Below are 19,653 nucleotides of genomic sequence, written 5' to 3' on the forward strand. Positions count from 1 at the left end.
GCGCTTCGATGGCGTGCCCGCAGAGCTTTACCTGGTCCTGAGTAATCGAGATAGGTTCGCCACCGGCAATACGCAACCTCGTGTTATGCAAATTTTGAAATGGTGAAATGGTGAAATGGTGAATTTTTATTTATGCAAACAAAAGTAATGTCATCTTGATGTTTAGGCACTATACTTAACGCGCCACTTTATCGCAAATATGCTGCGTTGGTCGAAGTGCGGAGTACCGGCCCGAAGCGAACATGTAATGTCCCTTACTATGTCTTATGTCTCGTCAAAATGTTCAATTGCATTTGGGGCCATGCCACGCATCACGGTTGAGCTTACGGCTGAAGAGCACCGAGCTCTTAAGCTGTTGTGCATCCTTGAGGAGAAAAAGCTGGGAGCTGTTTTAAAGGAAGCCATCCATTCCCATCTGCTCGGCAAGCGGGCTCATGATCTTGAGGTCAAGAGCAAGGAGTGATCTCAGCTTGCTGCTTCATCTCTAGAACTTACCAGTAGATCCAGCACCTCACGGTCGCTTACCTGGTTAAACTTCGAGTACCACATTCCTACTGACTGGAGATTATCCACCAGCGCTAGGGCTTCAAGGTGATCCAATAGGGGGAGCAGCAGCCATACAGCTGTGCGATCAGCCACAGGCACAGCCAATGTAATGCTGCTGGGTTTGGCCTCACGCAGGGAGAGCAAGGCGGCTTTTACAGTCATTCCAGTTGCGACCCCATCGTCTATAACAATGAGGTGGCGTTTGTGCAGCTTTTCTGGTTTTGGATCGCCGAAAAGTTGCTGACGCCGCATCATCTCCTGCTTCTGAATCTCAAGCCAGCCCAGCCTGCTCTTTAGCTCCTGCCGCTCCCCCGCGGCCTGGCTATTGCGCCACACCGCCACATTGCCTGCACCGACGGCGCCGATGGCGAGCTCGGGTTGCAGTGGATCTGAAACTTTACGCACCGACCAGGTGACAACGGGAAGCTTCAGTTGTTTGCCGGCCGCGACAGCAACAACTACCCCGCCTCGCGGCAAGGCGATAATCATGCTGTCAGCTTTAATTCTCTTGCTGGCGCGTAATCGCTCTGCCAACTCCAGGCCCGCCTGATGACGGCTGCTCCATAGGGGTGGATCCAAAGCCATATGCACTCAGAGCTGCATGCACTCCGATTGTGCAACGGCCATTCGGGCGAAACCCGTTTTCACTATGGAGATTGCTATGACAATAATCAGCTATTTGTCTCCGTCTGGGGCCCCTGTTAATCAGTTCTGCCTCGAATCTGATGCTGGTTTTGCCAGTCTGTCTGCTTGCCTTGCCACTACTGCATTCCTTCGGCTATGACTGGGAGCCTCAGGCGACTAGACCCATGCACCGTATTGCCGCGTTTTCCCGTCAGGTTGCCCTTTGCACCGCGGCTTGCTTGCTCCTGCCGGCAGCAGCTCAGGCTGACAAGGTGGAAACCAAAGCCTCTCCAACCAGCGGCACCGTCGAATTCAGCTCGGCCATCTCCGAAGTCGATTCCTGTAACCAGGCTCAATACCGCATGCCAGCTAATGCAACTGCTACGGCCATGCAGGCTTCATCGGTGATTAAGGGTGAATATGCCACATTCACCTGCCGGCTTAAGTGGAGTCTTTTGCCCTCTGCTCGGCCCACCTATCGCCCGATCTTGTTCTCCCCTTCTGCCTAATCCCAATGCCTCGTCCAAGCCAGCCATCCCCACGCACTGTCAAACTGCAGATCCTTGGCGCCGTGTTCGTACCGATGGGATTGCTAGGCCTTTGGCTGTACTCCAAGGGTTTCTGGTGAATTGTTATCAGCGGTTCCCCGGACTCGTGAGTGTGGCGATGGCTTCCATAGGTGATGCACCGCATGGATAACCACGCCCCAGATCAACAGGTCAGGATCGTCACCCTGCAAGGCAATTGCTGGACTGGATGCATCGCTGGCCACCAGCCGCCATCGGGCTGCCCTTCCCTCCAGTTTCCGCAGGAGAAAGCGCCCTTCGTGTACTGCAACCACGGTAGAGCCCGAACGGGGCCCCACACTGCGATCGACAATTAATAGATCGCCGTGATGGATGCCATCCCCATGCATGGCATCGCCGTCTACCCGCATCAAAAAAGTAGAGCTCGGCCTTGGAATCAGTGCTCCGTTGAGATCGATTGTCGCCTCGACATAGTCATCGGCAGGGCTGGGAAAACCTGCGGCTACCGCCTCGCCGACTAGGGGCAGGGGCAGGGGTGGGAGCTGCAAGGGACCTAGCCAGATCAAGTCGCTGACTTGTGGGTGACTCACTTGTGGGGGTGACTGAGCGAGGGGTGGCTGAGCTTGTAGGCCATGACTCTTCCCGAATACGAGCACGTTAGCGCGACTTAGTACGCTTGTACTCTCTTGAATCGCCGCTGCCGCTTAGTCGCCGCAGCCCCTGCGCACCACCTCCGCCCGTAGGGAGGTGAGCTCGGCGGCTTCGGGCAGTTGGGGTTCAAATAGCAAGGCCCAGGCCAGCGACACATCACCAGCCTCAAGCGCAGTTTCGATCGCTGCCAGCCAGGCAGGGGGGTGCTGGCCCAGGGAACGGATCAGGGCCGCAGTGCTCGCCATCCGTTCGGCGTCGGCGCCCACCAAGTGCACATGGGCAAAGCTCCCCTCCGCCGCCTGCTCTGGCCGCAGGCGCAGCACCACCAACTCGCCAGGGGAAATCGGGGTCAGGGGCCAGGCCAGGGGAGCACGGAAGGGTTCCCCTACCGGAGCCAGTTGCCGCCAGATCAGGCGGCCCTGGCGCTCAATCTGGAGCTCTAGCAGGGGTTCGATCACCACGAGCAGGGGTCTGGGCGTAGGCACTAGACCAAGGGCATCGCCCTCAGCCACCGGCTCTACCCGGGGGGCCACCACGCAGACCGCTACTGGATCAGCCGGCCGATCCAGGGCTTGCGCAGGATTGCCAAGCAGCAGGCCCAGCCCAAGGGCCGTAAGCAGGGTCGAGCCAAGGTGCTGCTTGGTCAACAGAGAACCGTCCTGGCTGCGTACATATCCCAAAGATGACTCACAACCGGCAAGGCGCGTAAATGTAGTTGTATCAGCATAAATTCACAGGTAAAACTTTAACTATTGATGCTGAAGCGGCTTGACGCGCCAGCTGAGAAATAGCTGAAAATTTTGGACACAGCAGCAGGTGATTAGTCTGCGACGCGGCTCAAGGCACCGCCGCAGCTGGAGCCACCCCCGGCGGTGCAGCCAAAGCAATGATCTGCCACTGCCACCGCATCTCCCTGCGGATCCCAGTCCAGCAGCTCGCCAAGATGGCGCCTGGGCCGGCCAGCAGCCGGCAGATTCAATTGCTGGTTGAAATCGCAGTCATAAAGCCAGCCCTGCCAGTCGACACTGATCAGCGAGCGACACATCACCCGCTCGAGATTTGCGCCGCAGTGCTTGTTTTGCAACAGGGCTTGGTAGGCCTCCAGCTGTCCCTGGGCCTGGAGCCAGCTGGCAAAACGCTGGATCGGCATATTGGCTATGGCGTAGAGGCTGGTGAACACCACCCCGAAGTCGGCGGCGAGCACCCGGCGGTAGTCGGCCTCCAGCTGGGCTTCGGGTGGGGGCAAGGTCGGCCCCTGGGGGTTGTAAACGAGCTGCAGATTTAGGCCGCTGCCTGGCTGGCCATAGCCAAGGGCATTGAGCTGGCGTAATGCTTCGATGCTGCGCACAAACACGCCGCTGCCTCGCTGGCGATCAACGTTTTCGGCGGCGTAGCAGGGCAGCGAGGCCACTACCGTGACGCCCTGATTCGCCAGAAAGGCAGCCAAATCGGCCTGGCCCGGTTCGGACAGGATTGTGAGGTTGCAGCGATCGAGCACCTCGACCCCAAGCCGGCGGGCCGCTACCACCAGCTCCCTGAACTGGGGATGGAGCTCAGGAGCTCCACCGGTGAGGTCGAGACAGCTCAACTGGCGGGCCGCTAGTACCGGCGGGATCAGGGCCAGGGTGGCCTGATCCATCATTTCGGTGCGGGTTGGCCCCGCGTTGACGTGGCAATGGCTGCAGGCCTGGTTGCAGCGGTAGCCAAGGTTTACCTGCAGGGTGGTCAGAGGTCCGCGCTGCATCGGCGGGAAGACCGTTGCTGGCTCTTGGGCTCCGGCTAGGGGCGGGGCGGAATGGAGTTGCAATCCCCGTCTATTTGCGAACACGACCATCCTGCCGCCCTACCCATGAACGAGCATGGTGAGTTGCTGGCGCCGTGTTTGCAATGTTGGAGCAGCCCCCCCGCGGTTACGTGACCCTGGCTCGTCTGGGGCTAGTTGCAAATGGTCTGGCCATTCCCCTCGGCCTGACGGTAATCCTGCTGGACCCCACCTGGCGCACGGCCAATCTCGTTGTGGGAGCCAGTGCCGTGCTGCCGACGGCGGTGGTGGGACTGGTTGCTTCGATCGCCCTGCTCAAGTGGCGAGCCTGGGGGCAAATTTTGGCGATCGTGGCCCTAGCTATGGCCCTGGCGGTGGGTCTGCCCTACGGCATCGTGCGCTTGGCATTGCTCAGCGAGAGCCGGCTGTTCACCGCTGTTCTGTCTGCATTGCTCTGGACGACAACCACCGCTGCGCTGGTGTTCTGGAGTCGACCGTGCATTCGGAGATACTTGACGTGAGTGGGTTTGTCTGTCGCTTTAGACACCAGCCAGCGGCTATACAGCTCATTTTTGTATCAACAGCTACATGAGAGTGCGTGCTTGCCGCATTGGATGACGGCATACAGCCTTTTCAAATCGATCCCATGCCCAACTCGCACCGTTTCGCCGCCCTGCAGCAGATTCAGCGGCGACTTCCGGTGACAACAACGGCTGCTGCTCCCTTCGATGAGTTGTGGGCAAGTGACGTGTTCGGCCTCCAGGCGATGAAGGAGGCCTTACCTGGACGAATCTTCAAGTCAATTCAGCGCACCATCAGGGAAGGTGGCAAGCTCGATTTGTCGTTGGCCAACGCCGTTGCCGACGCCATGAAGATCTGGGCAAGCGGCCGCGGAGCGCTGTATTACGCCCACGTTTTTTATCCGCTCACCAATTCCACTGCTGAGAAGCACGACGGCTTCATCTCGCCCAAGAGTGATGGGAGGGTGATTACTGAATTCACCGGCAAGCTGCTGGTACAGGGCGAGCCAGACGGTTCCTCCTTCCCTAATGGCGGCATCCGCTCCACCTTTGAGGCCCGCGGCTACACCGCCTGGGACATCACCAGCCCCGCCTACCTGATGCAAACCCCCAATGGGGTCACCCTCTGCATCCCCACCGTTTTTGTTTCCTGGACCGGTGAGGCCCTAGATAAAAAAACGCCGCTGCTGCGCTCCAACGCCGCCATGAACCGCCAGGCCCAGCGCCTGCTGCGTCTGCTCGGTGAAACCGACGTTGCTCCGGTGAACTCCAGCTGCGGCGCCGAGCAGGAGTATTTCCTGGTCGACAACGCCTTTGTCGCCCTGCGCCCAGACCTGCTCCTCGCTGGCCGCACCCTGTTTGGCGCCCCGCCCGCCAAGGGCCAACAATTCGACGACCATTACTTCGGCGCCATCCCCGAGCGCGTGCAGGTGTTCATGCAGGACGTGGAGCAGCAGCTCTACCGACTGGGCGTTCCCGCCAAGACTCGCCACAACGAGGTGGCACCTGGGCAATTTGAAATTGCGCCCTACTTCGAAGCCGCCAACGTCGCTACCGACCACCAGCAGCTCACCATGACCGTGCTCAAGAGCACGGCTAAAAAGCACGGCTTCTCCTGCCTGCTGCACGAAAAGCCCTTCGCGGGGATCAACGGCTCGGGTAAGCACGTCAACTGGTCGATCGGCAACGCCACCCAGGGCAACCTGCTCGACCCCGGCCAGACGCCCCATGACAACCTGCAGTTCCTGCTGTTCTGCGCCGCCGTGATTCGCGGCGTCCACAGCTACGGGCCCCTGCTGCGCTCGGTGGTGGCGACCGCCGGCAACGATCACCGCCTCGGTGCCAATGAGGCTCCCCCGGCGATCATCTCGGTCTATTTGGGCAGCCAGCTCGAGGACGTGTTCAACCAGATCCGCGAGGGCAACCTGCAGAGTTCCGCCAAGGGTGGCGTGATGACCCTGGGGGTGGACACCCTGCCGGAATTCACCAAGGACCCCGGCGATCGCAACCGCACCTCACCCTTTGCTTTTACAGGCAACCGCTTTGAATTCCGCGCCGTTGGCTCCAACCAATCGGTAGCCGGGCCCCTGGTGGCGATGAACACGGTGCTGGCCGATTCGATCGGCTGGATTGCCGATCGGCTGCAGAGTCAGCTCGACAGCGGCACCGCCCTTGGCGAAGCGGCCTTCAACGTGCTGCAGCAGGTGATGCGGGAGCACGGCGCCGTGGTGTTTGGCGGCGACGGTTACTCCAGCGAATGGCATCGCCTGGCGGTGGAAGAGCGGGGCCTAGAAAACCTGCGCACCTGCGCCGATGCCTTGCCAGTGCTGCAGCGCCAGGAGGTGCGGGAGCTGTTTGAGCGCCAGGGAGTGCTTAGTGCGGTGGAGCTGGAGAGCCGCTTTGAGGTCTACGCCGAGCAGTACGTGCTGGCGATTGAAGTGGAGGCAAAGCTGGCCCTGCAGATCGCGCGCACCCAGGTATATCCAGCTGCTGTGCGCTACCTGGGCGAGCTGGGCCAGGCCTTGCAGGAGCAGCAGGCGATGGGTCTGCATCCCAATCTCAAACTGCGCAATCAGTTGGGCGAACTGCTTGAACAGCTCAACAACGGTTGCGAGAACCTCGATCAGGCCCTAAGTGTTGCGCCCCACGGCACCGAAGCCCACATGCGTCACTGCGCCGACAGCCTGATGCCGCTGATCGGCGACCTGCGTGCGGCGGTGGATGGCTTGGAGGGCTTGGTCGACGACGGTCTCTGGCCCCTGCCCAGCTACCAGGAGATGCTGTTTATGCGGTGATGCCATAGCGGCACAGCAACCTGCAACACCGGAAGATGTTGTAAAGGTGACAGTTTCGATCTGGCACAAGGGCCATGATTAATAAATAAGTAGTCGAGTCACACATGCCAGCAGTGCGAGCGCAATCCCCAAGCCACGTGCGGATCTACCGCCTAGTTGATCGTCAGGGCGCCCCCCATCCGGTGCTCGACGACCTCTACGAATCCCTTGATGCCGCATGGAGCGAGGCGATTGGCTGGTGGAACGACCACTGCGGTGGCAGCTCAGGGCCTGTGGAGATTGGCGTTGAAGTGAGCACTGCCAGCGGCGACTGGCGCACCCTGCGATTTCCAGGTTGCTGAATACCTTGCTGCGCCACTTCCAGACTGGCCTGCAGCTTTGCGGTTTGGCCCTAGCCCTTGCCGTAGCTCTGCTGGCCACACCGGTGCTGGCGCTTGAGGTCAGTGCATACCACAGCGCTCAACCGGCCCCCCAAGCCGCCTGCAGCCCCCTTGATGAGCGGCAAGTTGAAGGCTGGTTTGAAAGCTGGAATCAGGCTCTAGCCACTGGCGATCCGGCCCAAGTCGCCCAGCTCTATGGCGACCATGCCTTGCTGCTGCCGACTCTCTCTAGTGAGTTGCGCGAGACACCCGAGGCCATCACTGATTACTTCAGCTCCTTCTTGGCCCGCCACCCCAATGGCAGCGTCACCCACCGTCAGATCCGTTTGGGTTGCAATGGAGCCGTAGATGCGGGCACCTACCGATTTACCCTCCACGACCCGGAGGCCACGGTTGAGGCTCGCTACACATTTGTGTATGGCTTGGAGGATGGCCAGTGGCGCATCCTCCATCACCACTCCTCCTTGCTACCCAGCTGATTCAGGTCACCTGCACTCCCTTCCAGAAGGCCACCCTGCCTCGGATGTTGGCGGCAGCCTCCTTGGGCTCTGGATAAAACCAGACCGCATTGGCGTTTACCTGGCCATTGACCACTAGGTCGTAGTAGTGAGCCGTGCCTTTCCAGCCGCAGACGCTGGTGTGGCTGGAGGGGCGGATGAAGTCGGGGTCAAGGGAGGCGGCGGGAAAATAGGCGTTGCCGTCGACTTTGACGATGTCATCGCTGCTGGCGATCACCTGACCATTCCACTGGGCTTGCATCGGCGTCACTTGGCCATCAGGTTCCAATTCTGACAGGGGCGGCAGGCTGAGGGGCCAGCAGGGCCTTTAATCTGGCTTCAGCGCCAATCGGGGTCGTAGATCCGCAGGGTGCCAAATCCCACCGGCGCTGGCGAGGGATTGGGGCCAGCTGGATAGGCCGTCACCTGGAACATGTAGGTGTCTGAAAAGGATGGGTTGTTCCAGGGCCTGAGAACCACAGTGAAGGTGGAGCCGGGGGGGATTGGTTCAGGAAAGGTGAGGCTGAACTGCCTTACAGCAGCATCAAACTCCGCCTGCACTGGCAGCCGCTGGCCCCGCTGGCGTGGCCGGCCCAAAAAAGCTTCGGTGCGCTCCACAGCAAATGGGAAGCGATTGTCGACCCCACGGGTCTGCTGAATGGTGAGGCCGCCCAGGGCTGCACCGGCGTCGGCATCGAGGCTGATCGTGAAGTAATACTCGGCAAAAGGCTGCCAAATAGTGGTGTAGTAGCTCACCAGATCCACCTTCCAGGGGGGGCTGGTGAAGTACGTAGACCCTTTGAGCTCAAGGGCCCGGCCATTGCTGATCAGCCCTGGGCCAATCGAGGCAGCTAGGGCCACCCCAAGGGCAAAGCGGCGAAGTCGAGCCAGGTTCATAGGGAGCTAGGCGACTGGAAAACGCTAGGTGCAGCCTGGAGAAATGGCTTGGGGTCTTGATCACGGCGATGGGCCACCGGGAGCGGCTCTCCCTGGGCTGTGCCAGCCAGCGGATCGAGGCTGGCCGTGGTTTCCAGTGCCTGGCGCAGGCGTCGTGCCGCATGCAGCGGCATGTCCCGCGGCACGCTGATCCGATCGCGCAAGTAGCGCAGGGCAGGGGCAGAGCCCGCCGGTGCTGGCAGGGGCTTGGCGTGGATCAGGGCCGTGAGAGCTGTGCGGAGCGGCACATCGAATTTTTCCGCTCCCAGGGGGCTACGGCCAAGAATCGCCGCTCGGTGCTTGATCACCCGGCTGAGGGCAAAAGCTGCCGCATTGGCCGGTTCAGCCTGGCTGGTTTCCGGGTCGGGGCTGCCCAGGGGCCAGGGGCCCCGATCGATTTGGCTTGCCAGTGCTTGCTGGTTGGCCTCTCCGCTGGAATAGCAGCCTCCCATCTGGGGCGGTAGGTCGTGGGAGTGGGTGTGGAAGTCGCTCTGGGTGCCTAAGTAGCTGGGGCGCTGCTCCAGGGCCTCAAACCAGAGGCCAATGGCCGGATGCTCGCTGCGCAGCAGAAAACCTTTGTAGTAGGCCAGGCTTGCTGCCATACGCTCCACGTAGGGCACGAACACCAGATCAGCGGTGCCTAGCTCGCCAAGCAGAAACGGCCCGCTTTGCTGGCTCAGCGCCTGCTCAAATTTGCCGGCGATGCGCTGAAAAGACGCCCGGGCAGCTTCCTCTTGGGCTGGCAGTAGGCCCGGACTGCAGAGCCATTGGCACCAAGCGCGGAACAGCAGACGCTCCAGCTGGCGCAGGGGCAGCACCGCCGGATCGTTCATGGCCAGTCCCAGGGGAGCGAAGGCTGCCTCAAGGGCCTCCAAGATGCGATCGCTTTCAGTGATAAGGCGGCCATCGAGCTCAAGCGCCGGCAGCATCCCCGAAGGCACCAGCCGCTTAAACCATGCCTCCTTTTCGCCGTAGCAAAACATCGTGACCTTGCGCACCCGGTAGGGCACCCGCCTTTCTTCCAGCCAGAGCCAAACCTTCTGGCAGTAGGGGCACCAGGCATGGTGATCGCGAAACAAGGTGACGCGAACGTCCTGCTCCTGGTGGCCGAACAGGCGCAGGTTCGCCTGGGCGCTGGCGGGCCCGTTGATGGGTTCGCCTGGCTGGGCGACCAGCTGAGTGAGCTCTTGCCAATCGAGCACTTCCTCGGCTGTCGACTCCATGCCTATTGCTGCAGCAGCCTTGTTTCTAGGAGCTCGCGGGGTGCTTGGTGGCCTATCTATGGTTCAAAGGCGAAGTTCCATAACAGAGCTCCAATGTTCGACGCCTTCACCAAGGTTGTTGCCCAGGCTGATGCCCGTGGCGAATTCATTAATGCTGGCCAGATCGATGCACTCGCATCGATGGTTGCCGAAAGCAACAAGCGCATGGATACGGTGAATCGCATCACCTCCAACGCTTCTGCCATCGTTACCAACGCTGCTCGCGATCTCTTCGATCAGCAGCCCGCCTTGATCGCTCCTGGCGGCAACGCTTACACCCATCGCCGCATGGCTGCTTGCCTGCGCGACATGGAGATCATCCTCCGCTACGTCACCTACGCCGTTTTCACCGGCGATGCTTCCGTGCTGGAAGACCGCTGCCTCAACGGCCTGCGTGAGACCTACCTCGCCCTCGGCGTTCCTGGCGCTTCCGTGGCAGAAGGCGTTCGCAAAATGAAGGACGCTGCTATCTCGATCGCTAACGATCGCAACGGCATCACCCCTGGCGATTGCTCCGCCCTGATGTCCGAAGTTGGCACCTACTTCGACCGCGCTGCTGCTGCAGTCGGCTGATTTGAGCTGCTACTGATCGAAAAACCGCCGTCCAGCCTAAAGGCCGAGCGGCGGTTTTATTTTATCTAAACCTTAATTTGCAGGTATTGGCTGGATTGAAGAAGAAGCTCAATCCAAAGTGGCATCGTCTGTTTCGCCTGTGCGAATGCGGATGGACGCCTCCACGGGGGTAACGATGATCTTGCCGTCGCCGATTTCGCCGGTTTGAGCAGCAGTCTTAATTGCATTAATAACCCCATCCATGGCGGCGTCGGTCACAACCGCCGTGATCATGGTCTTTGTAAGCAGCTTTGCCTCAATTTTGACGCCGCGATAAACCTCGGTGTAGCCCATCTGCTTGCCAAAGCCCTGAACCGAGGTGACTGTCATGCCATTGATACCAATGTTTACAAGGGCATCCTTGACGGCATCAAGCTTTTCGGGGCGAATGATGGCTTGGATCTGTTTCACGTGGTCGGAATTGGTGTTCTTACCTTCTAGCTACTACAAAACCCTCCTGCTGTAGCAACCGCGGCGAAACATCTTCAAAATTGTTCGCAGCGAACAATTTGCCGCTTTCCTGGCAGGAGGTCAACCACCAAGTCCGGTCAGTGCCCAATTTGGTATCGAAACGAACATCCCATCCAGCAGTGAGCGCGCATTCTTCGAAACGAAGGGATTTCGACCATCCCAAAACCTGAGCAGCCGTCCTTCTGAACTGCCCATGACTATTGCTTCCACCCCTCCCCGGCGCATGCGCCTCCAAGAGGCGAGTCTGTCCGAGGCCCCGATGATGCTGCTGCGCAGTATCAAAGGAATAGGCAACAGTCGCACCCTCGTGTGGCTCGCCTGCGTACCCCTAGCTCTTCTGGGTTTAGGTGTATTCAATTTAGCGGCCCATGCCGCGGAGCTCCCTGAGCTCACACCGGCCTTCTTGGCCAACAACATGTTCTTGTTGATCTGCGCCGCTCTGGTGATCTTCATGAACGCCGGCTTTGCCATGGTGGAGGCCGGAATGTGTCGTTCCAAGAATGCCGTCAACATTCTTGCCAAGAACCTAATTGTTTTCGCCTTGGCGGTTACTGCCTACTGGTTCATCGGTTACAAAATTATGTACAACGCCAGCTGGGTGATACCCGGTTGGTTCAAATTTGGCGGTGTGTTCTTTGATCCAACCGTCACTCCCGAGATGATTACCGATGGCAAATTGGTGCCAAGTGTTGATTTTCTCTTTCAAGCAGCATTTGCTGGCACAGCAGCCACAATCGTTTCAGGCTTAGTTGCTGAAAGGATTAAGTTCGGAGAATTTGTTATTTTCTCCTTAATTTTGGTTGGTGTTCTTTATCCGATTTCAGGCTCTTGGCAGTGGAACATTGGTGAAGGCTGGCTAAACAAGCTTGGCTTCATTGATTTCGCTGGTTCAACTGTGGTGCACTCATTCGGAGCCTGGGCTGGTCTTATTGGTGCGATGCTCCTCGGACCCCGTATTGGCAAGTTTGTTGATGGCAAACCTCAAGCCATCCCAGGACACAACCTGGCGCTTGCAACCCTTGGCTGCCTAATTCTCTGGTTGGGATGGTATGGATTCAATCCAGGCTCTTGGCTTGCCATGGCACCGGAAGTTCCTTACATCGCTGTAACCACAACCCTTGGCGCAGCTGGTGGTGCCATATCGGCCACGCTGGCCTCCCAGCTACCCGGCATCGGTCCAGACAAGCGTCCTGGGAAGCCTGATCTCACCATGACCATCAATGGCATCCTTGCAGGCCTAGTTGGCGTAACTGCAGGCTGTGATGGTTTCTCCATGCCCGGCTCCTGGGTGGTTGGCTTCATTGCCGGCATTATTGTGGTGTTCTCGGTTGCCTTTATCGACAGCATCAAGATTGATGATCCTGTTGGCGCCTTCTCCGTTCACGGCGTCTGCGGAGTATGGGCAACCCTTGCAGTGGGTTTGTTCAATGTGGACAAGGGTTTGCTGACTGGCCACGGTTTTAGTCAACTTGGCATTCAGTTTGTTGGTGCGGCAGCCTTTGCCGTTTTCGCTATCGTCTCATCCTGGATAGTCTGGTCTGTTATCGGCGCCCTCTTTGGTGGCATTCGTGTCACCGAGAGCGAAGAAGTTATCGGCCTAGACATCGGTGAGCATGGAATGGAGGCTTATCCAGACTTCGCCACCTCGGCAAAGTAAGCATTTGCTTTTTGTTTCAAGCTAGGCCTCGAAACATCTAGTCAGCCCGCAGCTCCGCTGCGGGCTTTTTAGTTGGGCTGATCGATTGTGGCTATTTTATGGGCGTTCCCTCTGCGACGCCGAGATGGTCGATAGCCTCAGCTTCGAAGAGTTGGCAGCAGAGTTTGAGGCTGATGCCCGCTTAGATGCCGATTTTTTGGTTTTGACCCTCTCGGCATCCCTGATTGCCAGCTTCGGATTGCTGGCAGACAGCGCTGGAGTGGTGATCGGGGCGATGGTCATTGCGCCGTGGATACTGCCGCTGCGATCCATGTCCTTTGGGATGCTGCATGATCCGGCCCTAGTTGGCCGCTCGCTGCTCACCCTTGCCGCGGGCTTTGCAATCACTGTTTCGCTCTCTGCCCTAGTGGGGGCTGGCGTGGGTATGCCGGTATTTGGCGCTGAGGTGGCTGCCCGCACCTCCCCAAACTTGCTGGATTTGGGCATTGCCCTGGTGGCGGGTGCAGCGGCGGTCTACGCCAAAATCCGCAGCCGGGCCGTTTCATCCTTAGTGGGCACCGCGATCGCCGTGGCGCTGGTGCCGCCAGTTTGCGTTTTAGGGCTGCTGCTCTCCGCAGGCGAATGGCATGCAGCCCGTGGCGCCGGGCTGCTGTTTGTTACCAACCTGCTGGGCATTCTTAGCGGCGCCTTGCTGCTGCTGGTTGCTACCCAGCCGCAGCTGCGCAGGCGTCTGTGGCGCAGTCAGATGGGATTGGTGAGTTTGCTGTTTACGGCGGTGCTACTGCTGCCGCTCAGCAACAGTTTTCTGCAGCTAGTGCGCCAATCCCAGCGGCAGCTAGCCCAGCGGCGGATTGAAGAGACGATTGCCAAAAGCCTTAAAACTGAAACTATCACCATTGGCAGAGATTCCCAGCTGGTTGGCATCACCATCGACTGGACAAGCAAACCGCCATTGATTCGTGCCTCTGTGCGGGTTAATCGTGCTGATCTGCCCACCCCCGCTCAGGTGGCGGCGGTGCAGCAATTCATCAACAGCAAGCAGCCGCAGCGCTATCAGTTGGTGGTGCAGCGCAGCGCTATTGACATCATTGGTCCAGGCAGCCGGGATGATGGGAAGCTCTGAATAAAGGCAGCTATCCCATGAACGAACACTTCGACCTCGTGGTGCTTGGTGCCGGCTCAGGTGGTCTAGCTGCTGCCAAACGGGCCGCAAGCTATGGCGCCCGGGTGGCGATCGTGGAGGGAGATCGGGTGGGAGGCACCTGCGTGATCCGCGGCTGCGTGCCCAAAAAGCTGCTGGTTTATGGCTCCGCATACAAACATTTGCTTGCCGATGCAGCCAGCTATGGCTGGGAAATCGAGGGGATTCGCCGCAACCCGAGCACCCTGCTGACCAATGTCCGCGCCGAAGTGGATCGGCTCAATCAGCTGCACCTCGGCTTTCTTGAGAAAGCCGGGGTAGAGCTGGTGAACGGCTGGGGTTGCTTTGAAGACAGTCACACCATTACCGTTGGCGAGCGTCGCCTGCGGGCCGAGCGCATCTTGATCGCGGTGGGGGGGCGCCCCCACCGGCCAGCGATTCCAGGGGCTGAGCTGGGCTGGGTGAGCGATGAGATGTTTCTGTTGGAGCAGCTGCCTGAGCGCGTTGTGGTGGTGGGCGCTGGCTTCATTGCCTGCGAGTTCGCCTGCATCCTCAATGGCCTTGGCGTGGCCGTGACCCAGCTGGTACGCGGCAATCATTTGCTGCGGGGCTTTGATCTTGAAGCTGCCAAGGCTGTTCAAGAGGGGATGGAGCAGGAGGGTATTGAGATTCGCTTTGCCCACAGTCCTGCAGCTATCACTGGCAGTGCCGGCAACCTCAGCATCCACACCGAGGCTGGCGAAATCATTCCTTGCGGTGGGGTGCTGCTTGCCACCGGAAGGCGCCCCTTCCTAGAGGGCCTTCGCCTTGAGGCAGCGGCTATCGCCACTGAGGCCAATCGCATACCAGTGGATAGCGACCAGCGCACTAACGTGACCCATATCTATGCAGTTGGCGATGTAACCGACCACATCAACCTCACCCCGGTGGCCATTGATGAGGGACGCGCCTTTGCCGACAGTGTCTATGGCACTAGCCCGCGCCAGGTGGACCACAGCTTGGTGGCCTGTGCGGTGTTCAGTCAGCCGGAGTTGGCCAGTGTGGGGCTTAGCGAAGAGGAGGCGATCCAGCGCCATGGATCAGAGGGCGTTCGGGTGCATCGGGCCCGTTTTCGGCCGATGAGCCAGGCCTTGCCGGCCAGGGGGCCCAGGGTATTGCTCAAGTTGGTCGTCGAGCTGGAAAGCGGCAAGGTGCTCGGTTGCCACATGGTGGGCGAGCACAGCGCTGAAATTATTCAGATGGCTGCCATCGCCATCGGCATGGGCGCCACCAAGGCCGACTTCGATCGCACCATGGCCCTGCACCCCTCGGTTTCCGAGGAGTTTGTGACCATGCCGAACTAGGCCGTGAGCCGGCTTTTGCGCCAATCATCGGCCAGCATCACCACCAGCGGCGCCAGCAACACCATCGGCAGGGCCCGACTGTCAATTGGCACCATCGCCGCTAGCCGCGCCAGGGGCGGCCAGTAGAGAAGTAGGGCTGTAAACAGTATTTCGGCTGCTATGCCAAGCCAAAGCAGGGGATTGCGGCGCCAGCCCTGCTGCACCAAGCTGACGAAGGCGGAGCGATGCTCACTGCGGCAGGCCATCGCCACACCGATTTGGCCGGCCACGATGCAGCTGAAGGCCACACTTGAGGCCTGTTGCTGGCTGGCCGTGAGCGCTGCTCCGGCCTCGCTATGGAGCAGCAGGGGGGCTGCCAGCCTCAGCTCGGCCCAGCCCACACCCTGCTGCTGCCAGCTGAGTAGGTAGGCCGTCATCGACACCACGGCTTCGCTCAGGCCCAGCACCAGATAGGCGCGCAGCATCAGGGGCCGATCCAGCAGCACCGCTGTGCGGCGCCGGGGCGGTTGGCGCATCAATCCCGATTCAGGCGCCTCGGCTCCTAGCCCCAGGGCGGGTAGTAAATCGGTGCCTAGATCCACCGCCAGGATCTGCAGCACCGTTAGGGCCGCAGGGATCTGCAGGGTCACCATGGCTAAAAACGGAGCCATCTCGGCCACGTTGCTAGCCAGCACATAGGGCAGGAACTTGCGAATGTTGGCCACCACGCCACGGCCAAAGCGCACCGCCGTGACGATCGTGGCGAAGTTGTCGTCTAGCAGCACCACATCGGCGGCCTCCCTGGCCACATCTGTGCCTACCAGGCCCATAGCTACGCCCACATCGGCCGCCCGCAAGGCCGGGGCATCATTGACCCCATCGCCAGTGACCGCAACTACTTCGCCAAGGGAGCGGTAGGCCTGTACAAGCCGTAGCTTCTGCTCCGGAGCCATGCGGGCAAACACCAGCCGGTTGCGGTATTTGAGCAACTGGCGCAGGTGCACATCGCTGATCAGTTCGAGCTGGTCGCCCTGGATTACCCGCACCGGATCGGCCTGGGGGTGGTTGTCGCCCTTGGCCGGCATATCCAGCAGGCCGATCTGGCGAGCTATCGCTTGGGCGGTGAGGCCGTAGTCGCCAGTCACCATCGTGACCTTGATGCCCGCCTGGTGACACTGGCGGATCGCCTCAGGCACCTCAGGCCGGGGCGGGTCGTAGAGGGCGATCAAGCCCAACAAACTGAGCTTTTGCTCCAGTTGATCGGCTGGGGCTTGCCCCTCCGTGGCCTGGAGCCGGCGCTGGGCAACAGCGATGACGCGGTAGCCGCGGCAAGCAAGGTCGTCATTAGCGGCCACTGCCTGGGCTCGCCCCTCCGGACTGCAGCGGGCCAGCAGCTCCAGGGGTGCCCCCTTGGTAATCAGCTGCAGGCCGGCCTCGGTGGCCACGATCACGCTCATCCGGCGCCGATGGGAATCAAATGGCAACTCCCGGCGGCGGGGATGGCGCTGGTGATGCACCTCGAGGCCTAGATCTCGTTCCTGGGCTGCTAGCAGCAGGGCGGTTTCAGTGGGGTCGCCGAGGGCTCGGCTGCCGTCACCGCTGGCTTTGAGCTGGGCGTTTGAGCAAAGGCAGGCCGCCAGCAACAGCTCGGCTTCTGCACCTCGATCAACCCCTGGCGGCTTGCCCGCCTGGGGCAGCCAGATCTCCTCCACCGCCATGCGGTTGCAGGTGAGGGTGCCGGTTTTATCGCTGCAGATCACGCTTATCGAGCCGAGGGTCTCCACGGCCGAAAGCCTGCGCACCAGTGCTTTCTGACTGGCCATGCGCTGAACGTTGATCGCCAGGGCCAAGGTGACCGTGGGCAGCAAGCCCTCGGGCACGTTGGCAACGATGATTCCGACCGCGAACACCAGGCTTTCGAGGGGACCCATCCCCACAAACAGAAGGCTGAGGCTGAAGGTGATCGCCCCCATGGTTAAGGCGATGGCTGTGATGGTGCGCACGATGTGGCCCACCTGCTGCTCCAAAGTGCTGATGCCCCTGGCGGTGGCAGCGGTGAGGTGGGCCACATGGCCGAATTCGGTTTCAGCGCCGGTGGCGTAAACGATGGCCTCGCCGCGACCGCCGGCCACGCTGGTGCCCGCCAAAACCAGATTGGCCCGCTCCCGGGACGGAATCAGGACAACTTTGTCTGCCGCAGGTGAGTCGATGGCATCGGCATGGCGCGCCACTGGCTGTGATTCGCCTGTGAGCACCGAAAGATCCAGGCTCAATTCGTTGGCCTGGATCAGGCGAGCGTCGGCGGGCACCTGGTCTCCCTCCTCCAGCAGGATTCGGTCGCCCGGCACGAGCAGCTCGGCATCGAGCTCGGTGAGTTCACCGTTGCGCCAGAGCCGCACCTGGCGGGGAAGGGATCGCTTCAGCGCGGCCAGAGTGCACTCGGCCTGGTAGTCCTGCCAGAAGGAAAACAGGCCGTTGATCAGCACCACTGCCCAGATAGCCCAACCCAACTGCGGCGTGCCCGCTGCAAAAGCCAGGGCTCCGGCCACCCAGAGCAGCAGGGCCATGAAGTGGACTAGTTGATCGACAAACCTCAGCAGTAAGGGACGGCGGCGCTGGCTTGGGAGGCGATTGGCTCCAAACCTTTCCAGGCGCCGCTGGGCTTCTGAGTCGCTCAAGCCCTGGAGTGTGGTCTGCAAAGCCGCCGGCACCGCCTCCGCTGGGATTGTCCAGATCGGCTGGCTGGCAGAGAGCTGCACAGCGGTTTAGCTAGCTGGTGTGGCCAGCCCCTTCTCGTCAAACACCCCTTCAAACAACACCGAACTCAAGTAGCGCTCGCCGGAGTCGGGCAGCACCACCACGATGGTTTTGCCGGCGTAGGCCTCCTCTCGGGCTAGCCGTAGAGCGGCCGTGGTTGCGGCACCACAGGAGATGCCAGCCAGGATTCCCTCCTCCTTCATCAGCCGGCGGGCCATGGCCACCGCCTCCTCGTCGCTGACAGTTTCGACCCGGTCCACCAGATCCAAATCCAGGTTGGCGGGCACGAAGCCGGCGCCGATGCCCTGGATCTTGTGGGGACCAGGTTTGAGCTCCTGCCCCGCCATCGCCTGGCTAATTACCGGACTATTGGTGGGCTCAACGGCTACCGAAACCAACATCTTGCCCAGGGTGCCCTTGATGTAGCGGCTGACGCCAGTGATGGTGCCGCCGGTGCCCACCCCCGCCACGAGCACATCCACTGATCCTTCGGTGTCGGTCCAGATTTCTGGTCCAGTGGTGTCGTGATGGATCTGGGGGTTGGCCGGGTTGGAAAACTGCTGCAGAAGGACATAGCGGTCGGGATCAGAGGCCGCCATTTGCCTGGCAGCGCCGATGGCACCGGGCATGCCCATACGTCCCTCAGTGAGAACGAGGTTGGCGCCATAGGCAGTCAGCAGCTTGCGGCGCTCCAAGCTCATTGTTTCCGGCATAGTCAGGGTTAAGGGGATCCCCTTGGCGGCGGCCACGAAAGCCAAAGCGATGCCGGTATTGCCGCTGGTGGGCTCCACCAGCTCCTTGCCAGGCCCCAGCAGGCCCTCCTGCTCGGCACGCCAAATCATGGCGGCACCGATGCGGCACTTCACCGAAAAGGCAGGATTGCGGCCTTCAATCTTGGCCAGAACGCGGGCCTTGCATCCCTCGGTGACCCGATTGAGCTGCACCAGGGGAGTTTTGCCGATGGTGAGGCTGTTGTCGGCGTAGATGCTCGTCATCCGTTTGGGGGAGCCATTCTCTTGTCGCACCCTAGGGATGGTCTGCCGAGTGAACAGCAGGAATTAGCCGGTTTTTTCAGGCCTTTTTGCAGATGAAGGGTCTCCAGCTGCCGCTTGACCAGATGAGCCCAGTCCGACCAGACCCAAATGGGCTTTGTTTTTTCCATCCTTGATCAAAGTAATCATCTGGTTTTGGTGGGAAAGCTCGGCTGCTTAGGTGCACTTGTGGTGCTCAGCTTGACTTCGGCCTGTGGTCGTCCTGATGGCCAGGCTCTTAAGAAGCTCGCCTGTGAACAGATGGTCAACAACATCGATCTGCAGTCGGTAAGCCAACTCGATGCCCTGCGCAAGGCCCTGGGCTTGGCCCCTGGGGTTGACCCGATTGGGACCTGCCGCTCCTTAGGCATTGAGGCTGGCGCGGGAGCAAGCAGCCAGAGCAGCAACTGACATCAGCGCCACTAATGGGCTTCATCAGCAGGGCTTTGGCGCCCCCTGGCCAGCCTTCTCACCAAAGCCGCAATCTTCCGTTACAGTTGTGTTGCGCAATGTTCTTGCGCTTGACGGGATTCCGTCCGGTGGCTTGCCACCTTCCATACCTGTTCCTCTGGAACACTCTCTTCTCGTTCTCATGACAACCACTATTCAGCAGCGCCAAGGCGCTTCTGCGTGGAACCAGTTTTGCGACTGGGTCACCTCCA

The 19,653-nt window shown here is 60.3% G+C and carries 21 protein-coding genes; 11 read left to right on the plus strand and 10 right to left on the minus strand.

The window, feature by feature from the left end:
- Positions 1-301 precede the first annotated feature (301 nt).
- Positions 302-463, plus strand: coding sequence for a hypothetical protein (locus tag AC01FP_RS12285; protein WP_474480569.1), 162 nt, complete (start codon positions 302-304; stop codon positions 461-463).
- Between the two features lie 2 nt (positions 464-465).
- Here AC01FP_RS12285 and AC01FP_RS12290 read toward each other — a convergent pair whose 3' ends face one another.
- Positions 466-1,131, minus strand: coding sequence for a phosphoribosyltransferase family protein (locus AC01FP_RS12290; RefSeq protein ID WP_474480570.1), 666 nt, complete (start codon positions 1,129-1,131; stop codon positions 466-468).
- Between the two features lie 140 nt (positions 1,132-1,271).
- On the opposite strand from AC01FP_RS12290, the gene AC01FP_RS12295 reads away from it, so the two are divergent.
- The gene (locus AC01FP_RS12295) at positions 1,272-1,679 is read left to right on the plus strand and encodes a hypothetical protein (RefSeq protein ID WP_474480571.1); all 408 of its coding nucleotides are present in this window, start codon (positions 1,272-1,274) and stop codon (positions 1,677-1,679) included.
- 83 nt (positions 1,680-1,762) lie between these two features.
- On the opposite strand, the gene AC01FP_RS12300 is transcribed toward AC01FP_RS12295, so the two are convergent.
- The 3 genes from AC01FP_RS12300 to arsS form a co-directional block, all read right to left on the minus strand.
- Positions 1,763-2,245, minus strand: coding sequence for a LexA family protein (locus AC01FP_RS12300; protein ID WP_474480573.1), 483 nt, complete (start codon positions 2,243-2,245; stop codon positions 1,763-1,765).
- Between the two features lie 156 nt (positions 2,246-2,401).
- Positions 2,402-2,995, minus strand: a complete 594-nt coding sequence (locus AC01FP_RS12305) for a hypothetical protein (RefSeq protein ID WP_474480574.1) — start codon at positions 2,993-2,995, stop codon at positions 2,402-2,404.
- 173 nt (positions 2,996-3,168) lie between these two features.
- Positions 3,169-4,092 carry an arsenosugar biosynthesis radical SAM (seleno)protein ArsS gene (gene arsS / locus AC01FP_RS12310; RefSeq protein WP_474480576.1) on the minus strand — a complete coding sequence of 308 codons (924 nt, stop codon included), beginning with the start codon at positions 4,090-4,092 and terminating at the stop codon, positions 3,169-3,171.
- Between the two features lie 143 nt (positions 4,093-4,235).
- Between arsS and AC01FP_RS12315 the strand changes: the two genes are divergently transcribed.
- From AC01FP_RS12315 to AC01FP_RS12330, 4 genes are all read left to right on the plus strand, one after another.
- Positions 4,236-4,631 carry a Hepatitis C virus core protein gene (locus AC01FP_RS12315; RefSeq protein WP_474480596.1) on the plus strand — a complete coding sequence of 132 codons (396 nt, stop codon included), beginning with the start codon at positions 4,236-4,238 and terminating at the stop codon, positions 4,629-4,631.
- A 125-nt stretch (positions 4,632-4,756) separates the two neighbouring features.
- Complete coding sequence (locus tag AC01FP_RS12320) at positions 4,757-6,925, plus strand: glutamine synthetase III family protein (protein ID WP_474480578.1); 2,169 nt, start codon at positions 4,757-4,759, stop codon at positions 6,923-6,925.
- A gap of 137 nt (positions 6,926-7,062) precedes the next feature.
- Positions 7,063-7,266, plus strand: coding sequence for a hypothetical protein (locus AC01FP_RS12325; RefSeq protein WP_474480579.1), 204 nt, complete (start codon positions 7,063-7,065; stop codon positions 7,264-7,266).
- Complete coding sequence (locus AC01FP_RS12330; RefSeq protein ID WP_474480581.1) at positions 7,260-7,784, plus strand: SgcJ/EcaC family oxidoreductase; 525 nt, start codon at positions 7,260-7,262, stop codon at positions 7,782-7,784. The genes AC01FP_RS12325 and AC01FP_RS12330 overlap by 7 nt, the downstream gene beginning before the upstream one ends.
- Position 7,785: 1 nt before the next feature.
- On the opposite strand, the gene AC01FP_RS12335 is transcribed toward AC01FP_RS12330, so the two are convergent.
- The 3 genes from AC01FP_RS12335 to AC01FP_RS12345 form a co-directional block, all read right to left on the minus strand.
- Positions 7,786-8,064, minus strand: coding sequence for a DUF427 domain-containing protein (locus AC01FP_RS12335; RefSeq protein ID WP_474480598.1), 279 nt, complete (start codon positions 8,062-8,064; stop codon positions 7,786-7,788).
- A gap of 77 nt (positions 8,065-8,141) precedes the next feature.
- The gene (locus tag AC01FP_RS12340) at positions 8,142-8,699 is read right to left on the minus strand and encodes a DUF2808 domain-containing protein (RefSeq protein WP_474480582.1); all 558 of its coding nucleotides are present in this window, start codon (positions 8,697-8,699) and stop codon (positions 8,142-8,144) included.
- Entirely contained in the window at positions 8,696-9,961 is a 1,266-nt protein-coding gene (locus tag AC01FP_RS12345; RefSeq protein ID WP_474480583.1) for a glutathione S-transferase family protein, read from the minus strand. Before AC01FP_RS12345 ends, AC01FP_RS12340 begins: the two co-directional genes overlap by 4 nt.
- 93 nt (positions 9,962-10,054) lie before the next feature.
- Here AC01FP_RS12345 and AC01FP_RS12350 point away from each other — a divergent pair, with 93 nt between their 5' ends.
- Positions 10,055-10,573, plus strand: a complete 519-nt coding sequence (locus AC01FP_RS12350) for a phycocyanin subunit beta (protein ID WP_254936993.1) — start codon at positions 10,055-10,057, stop codon at positions 10,571-10,573.
- Between the two features lie 108 nt (positions 10,574-10,681).
- On the opposite strand, the gene AC01FP_RS12355 is transcribed toward AC01FP_RS12350, so the two are convergent.
- Positions 10,682-11,023 carry a P-II family nitrogen regulator gene (locus tag AC01FP_RS12355; protein WP_474480585.1) on the minus strand — a complete coding sequence of 114 codons (342 nt, stop codon included), beginning with the start codon at positions 11,021-11,023 and terminating at the stop codon, positions 10,682-10,684.
- A 253-nt stretch (positions 11,024-11,276) separates the two neighbouring features.
- On the opposite strand from AC01FP_RS12355, the gene AC01FP_RS12360 reads away from it, so the two are divergent.
- From AC01FP_RS12360 to gorA, 3 genes are all read left to right on the plus strand, one after another.
- Positions 11,277-12,740, plus strand: coding sequence for an ammonium transporter (locus AC01FP_RS12360; protein ID WP_474480587.1), 1,464 nt, complete (start codon positions 11,277-11,279; stop codon positions 12,738-12,740).
- Positions 12,741-12,864: 124 nt separating this feature from the next.
- Positions 12,865-13,863, plus strand: coding sequence for a DUF389 domain-containing protein (locus tag AC01FP_RS12365; protein ID WP_474480588.1), 999 nt, complete (start codon positions 12,865-12,867; stop codon positions 13,861-13,863).
- 17 nt (positions 13,864-13,880) lie between these two features.
- On the plus strand, positions 13,881-15,224 hold the full coding sequence (gorA, locus tag AC01FP_RS12370) for a glutathione-disulfide reductase (protein ID WP_474480589.1): 1,344 nt from the start codon (positions 13,881-13,883) through the stop codon (positions 15,222-15,224).
- On the opposite strand, the gene AC01FP_RS12375 is transcribed toward gorA, so the two are convergent.
- Complete coding sequence (locus AC01FP_RS12375) at positions 15,221-17,962, minus strand: cation-translocating P-type ATPase (RefSeq protein ID WP_474480591.1); 2,742 nt, start codon at positions 17,960-17,962, stop codon at positions 15,221-15,223. The two genes, gorA and AC01FP_RS12375, sit on opposite strands and share 4 nt — an antisense overlap.
- A gap of 6 nt (positions 17,963-17,968) precedes the next feature.
- Complete coding sequence (gene cysK, locus AC01FP_RS12380; RefSeq protein WP_474480593.1) at positions 17,969-18,955, minus strand: cysteine synthase A; 987 nt, start codon at positions 18,953-18,955, stop codon at positions 17,969-17,971.
- 237 nt (positions 18,956-19,192) lie between these two features.
- Here cysK and AC01FP_RS12385 point away from each other — a divergent pair, with 237 nt between their 5' ends.
- Positions 19,193-19,402, plus strand: a complete 210-nt coding sequence (locus AC01FP_RS12385; RefSeq protein WP_474480594.1) for a hypothetical protein — start codon at positions 19,193-19,195, stop codon at positions 19,400-19,402.
- Positions 19,403-19,653 lie beyond the last annotated feature (251 nt).

The sequence above is a fragment of the Cyanobium sp. NIVA-CYA 375 genome (assembly GCF_056108345.1).

Excerpts from the sequence above, each read along its gene's own strand:
- AC01FP_RS12285 (WP_474480569.1), top strand. The coding sequence starts at position 302 with ATGCCACGCATCACGGTTGAGCTTACGGCTGAAGAGCACCGAGCTCTT.
- AC01FP_RS12290 (WP_474480570.1), bottom strand. The coding sequence starts at position 1,131 with ATGGCTTTGGATCCACCCCTATGGAGCAGCCGTCATCAGGCGGGCCTG.
- AC01FP_RS12295 (WP_474480571.1), top strand. The coding sequence starts at position 1,272 with ATGCTGGTTTTGCCAGTCTGTCTGCTTGCCTTGCCACTACTGCATTCC.
- arsS (WP_474480576.1), bottom strand. The coding sequence starts at position 4,092 with ATGCAGCGCGGACCTCTGACCACCCTGCAGGTAAACCTTGGCTACCGC.
- AC01FP_RS12315 (WP_474480596.1), top strand. The coding sequence starts at position 4,236 with ATGTTGGAGCAGCCCCCCCGCGGTTACGTGACCCTGGCTCGTCTGGGG.
- AC01FP_RS12320 (WP_474480578.1), top strand. The coding sequence starts at position 4,757 with ATGCCCAACTCGCACCGTTTCGCCGCCCTGCAGCAGATTCAGCGGCGA.
- AC01FP_RS12335 (WP_474480598.1), bottom strand. The coding sequence starts at position 8,064 with ATGCAAGCCCAGTGGAATGGTCAGGTGATCGCCAGCAGCGATGACATC.
- AC01FP_RS12340 (WP_474480582.1), bottom strand. The coding sequence starts at position 8,699 with ATGAACCTGGCTCGACTTCGCCGCTTTGCCCTTGGGGTGGCCCTAGCT.
- AC01FP_RS12345 (WP_474480583.1), bottom strand. The coding sequence starts at position 9,961 with ATGGAGTCGACAGCCGAGGAAGTGCTCGATTGGCAAGAGCTCACTCAG.
- AC01FP_RS12350 (WP_254936993.1), top strand. The coding sequence starts at position 10,055 with ATGTTCGACGCCTTCACCAAGGTTGTTGCCCAGGCTGATGCCCGTGGC.
- AC01FP_RS12360 (WP_474480587.1), top strand. The coding sequence starts at position 11,277 with ATGACTATTGCTTCCACCCCTCCCCGGCGCATGCGCCTCCAAGAGGCG.
- AC01FP_RS12365 (WP_474480588.1), top strand. The coding sequence starts at position 12,865 with ATGGTCGATAGCCTCAGCTTCGAAGAGTTGGCAGCAGAGTTTGAGGCT.
- gorA (WP_474480589.1), top strand. The coding sequence starts at position 13,881 with ATGAACGAACACTTCGACCTCGTGGTGCTTGGTGCCGGCTCAGGTGGT.
- cysK (WP_474480593.1), bottom strand. The coding sequence starts at position 18,955 with ATGACGAGCATCTACGCCGACAACAGCCTCACCATCGGCAAAACTCCC.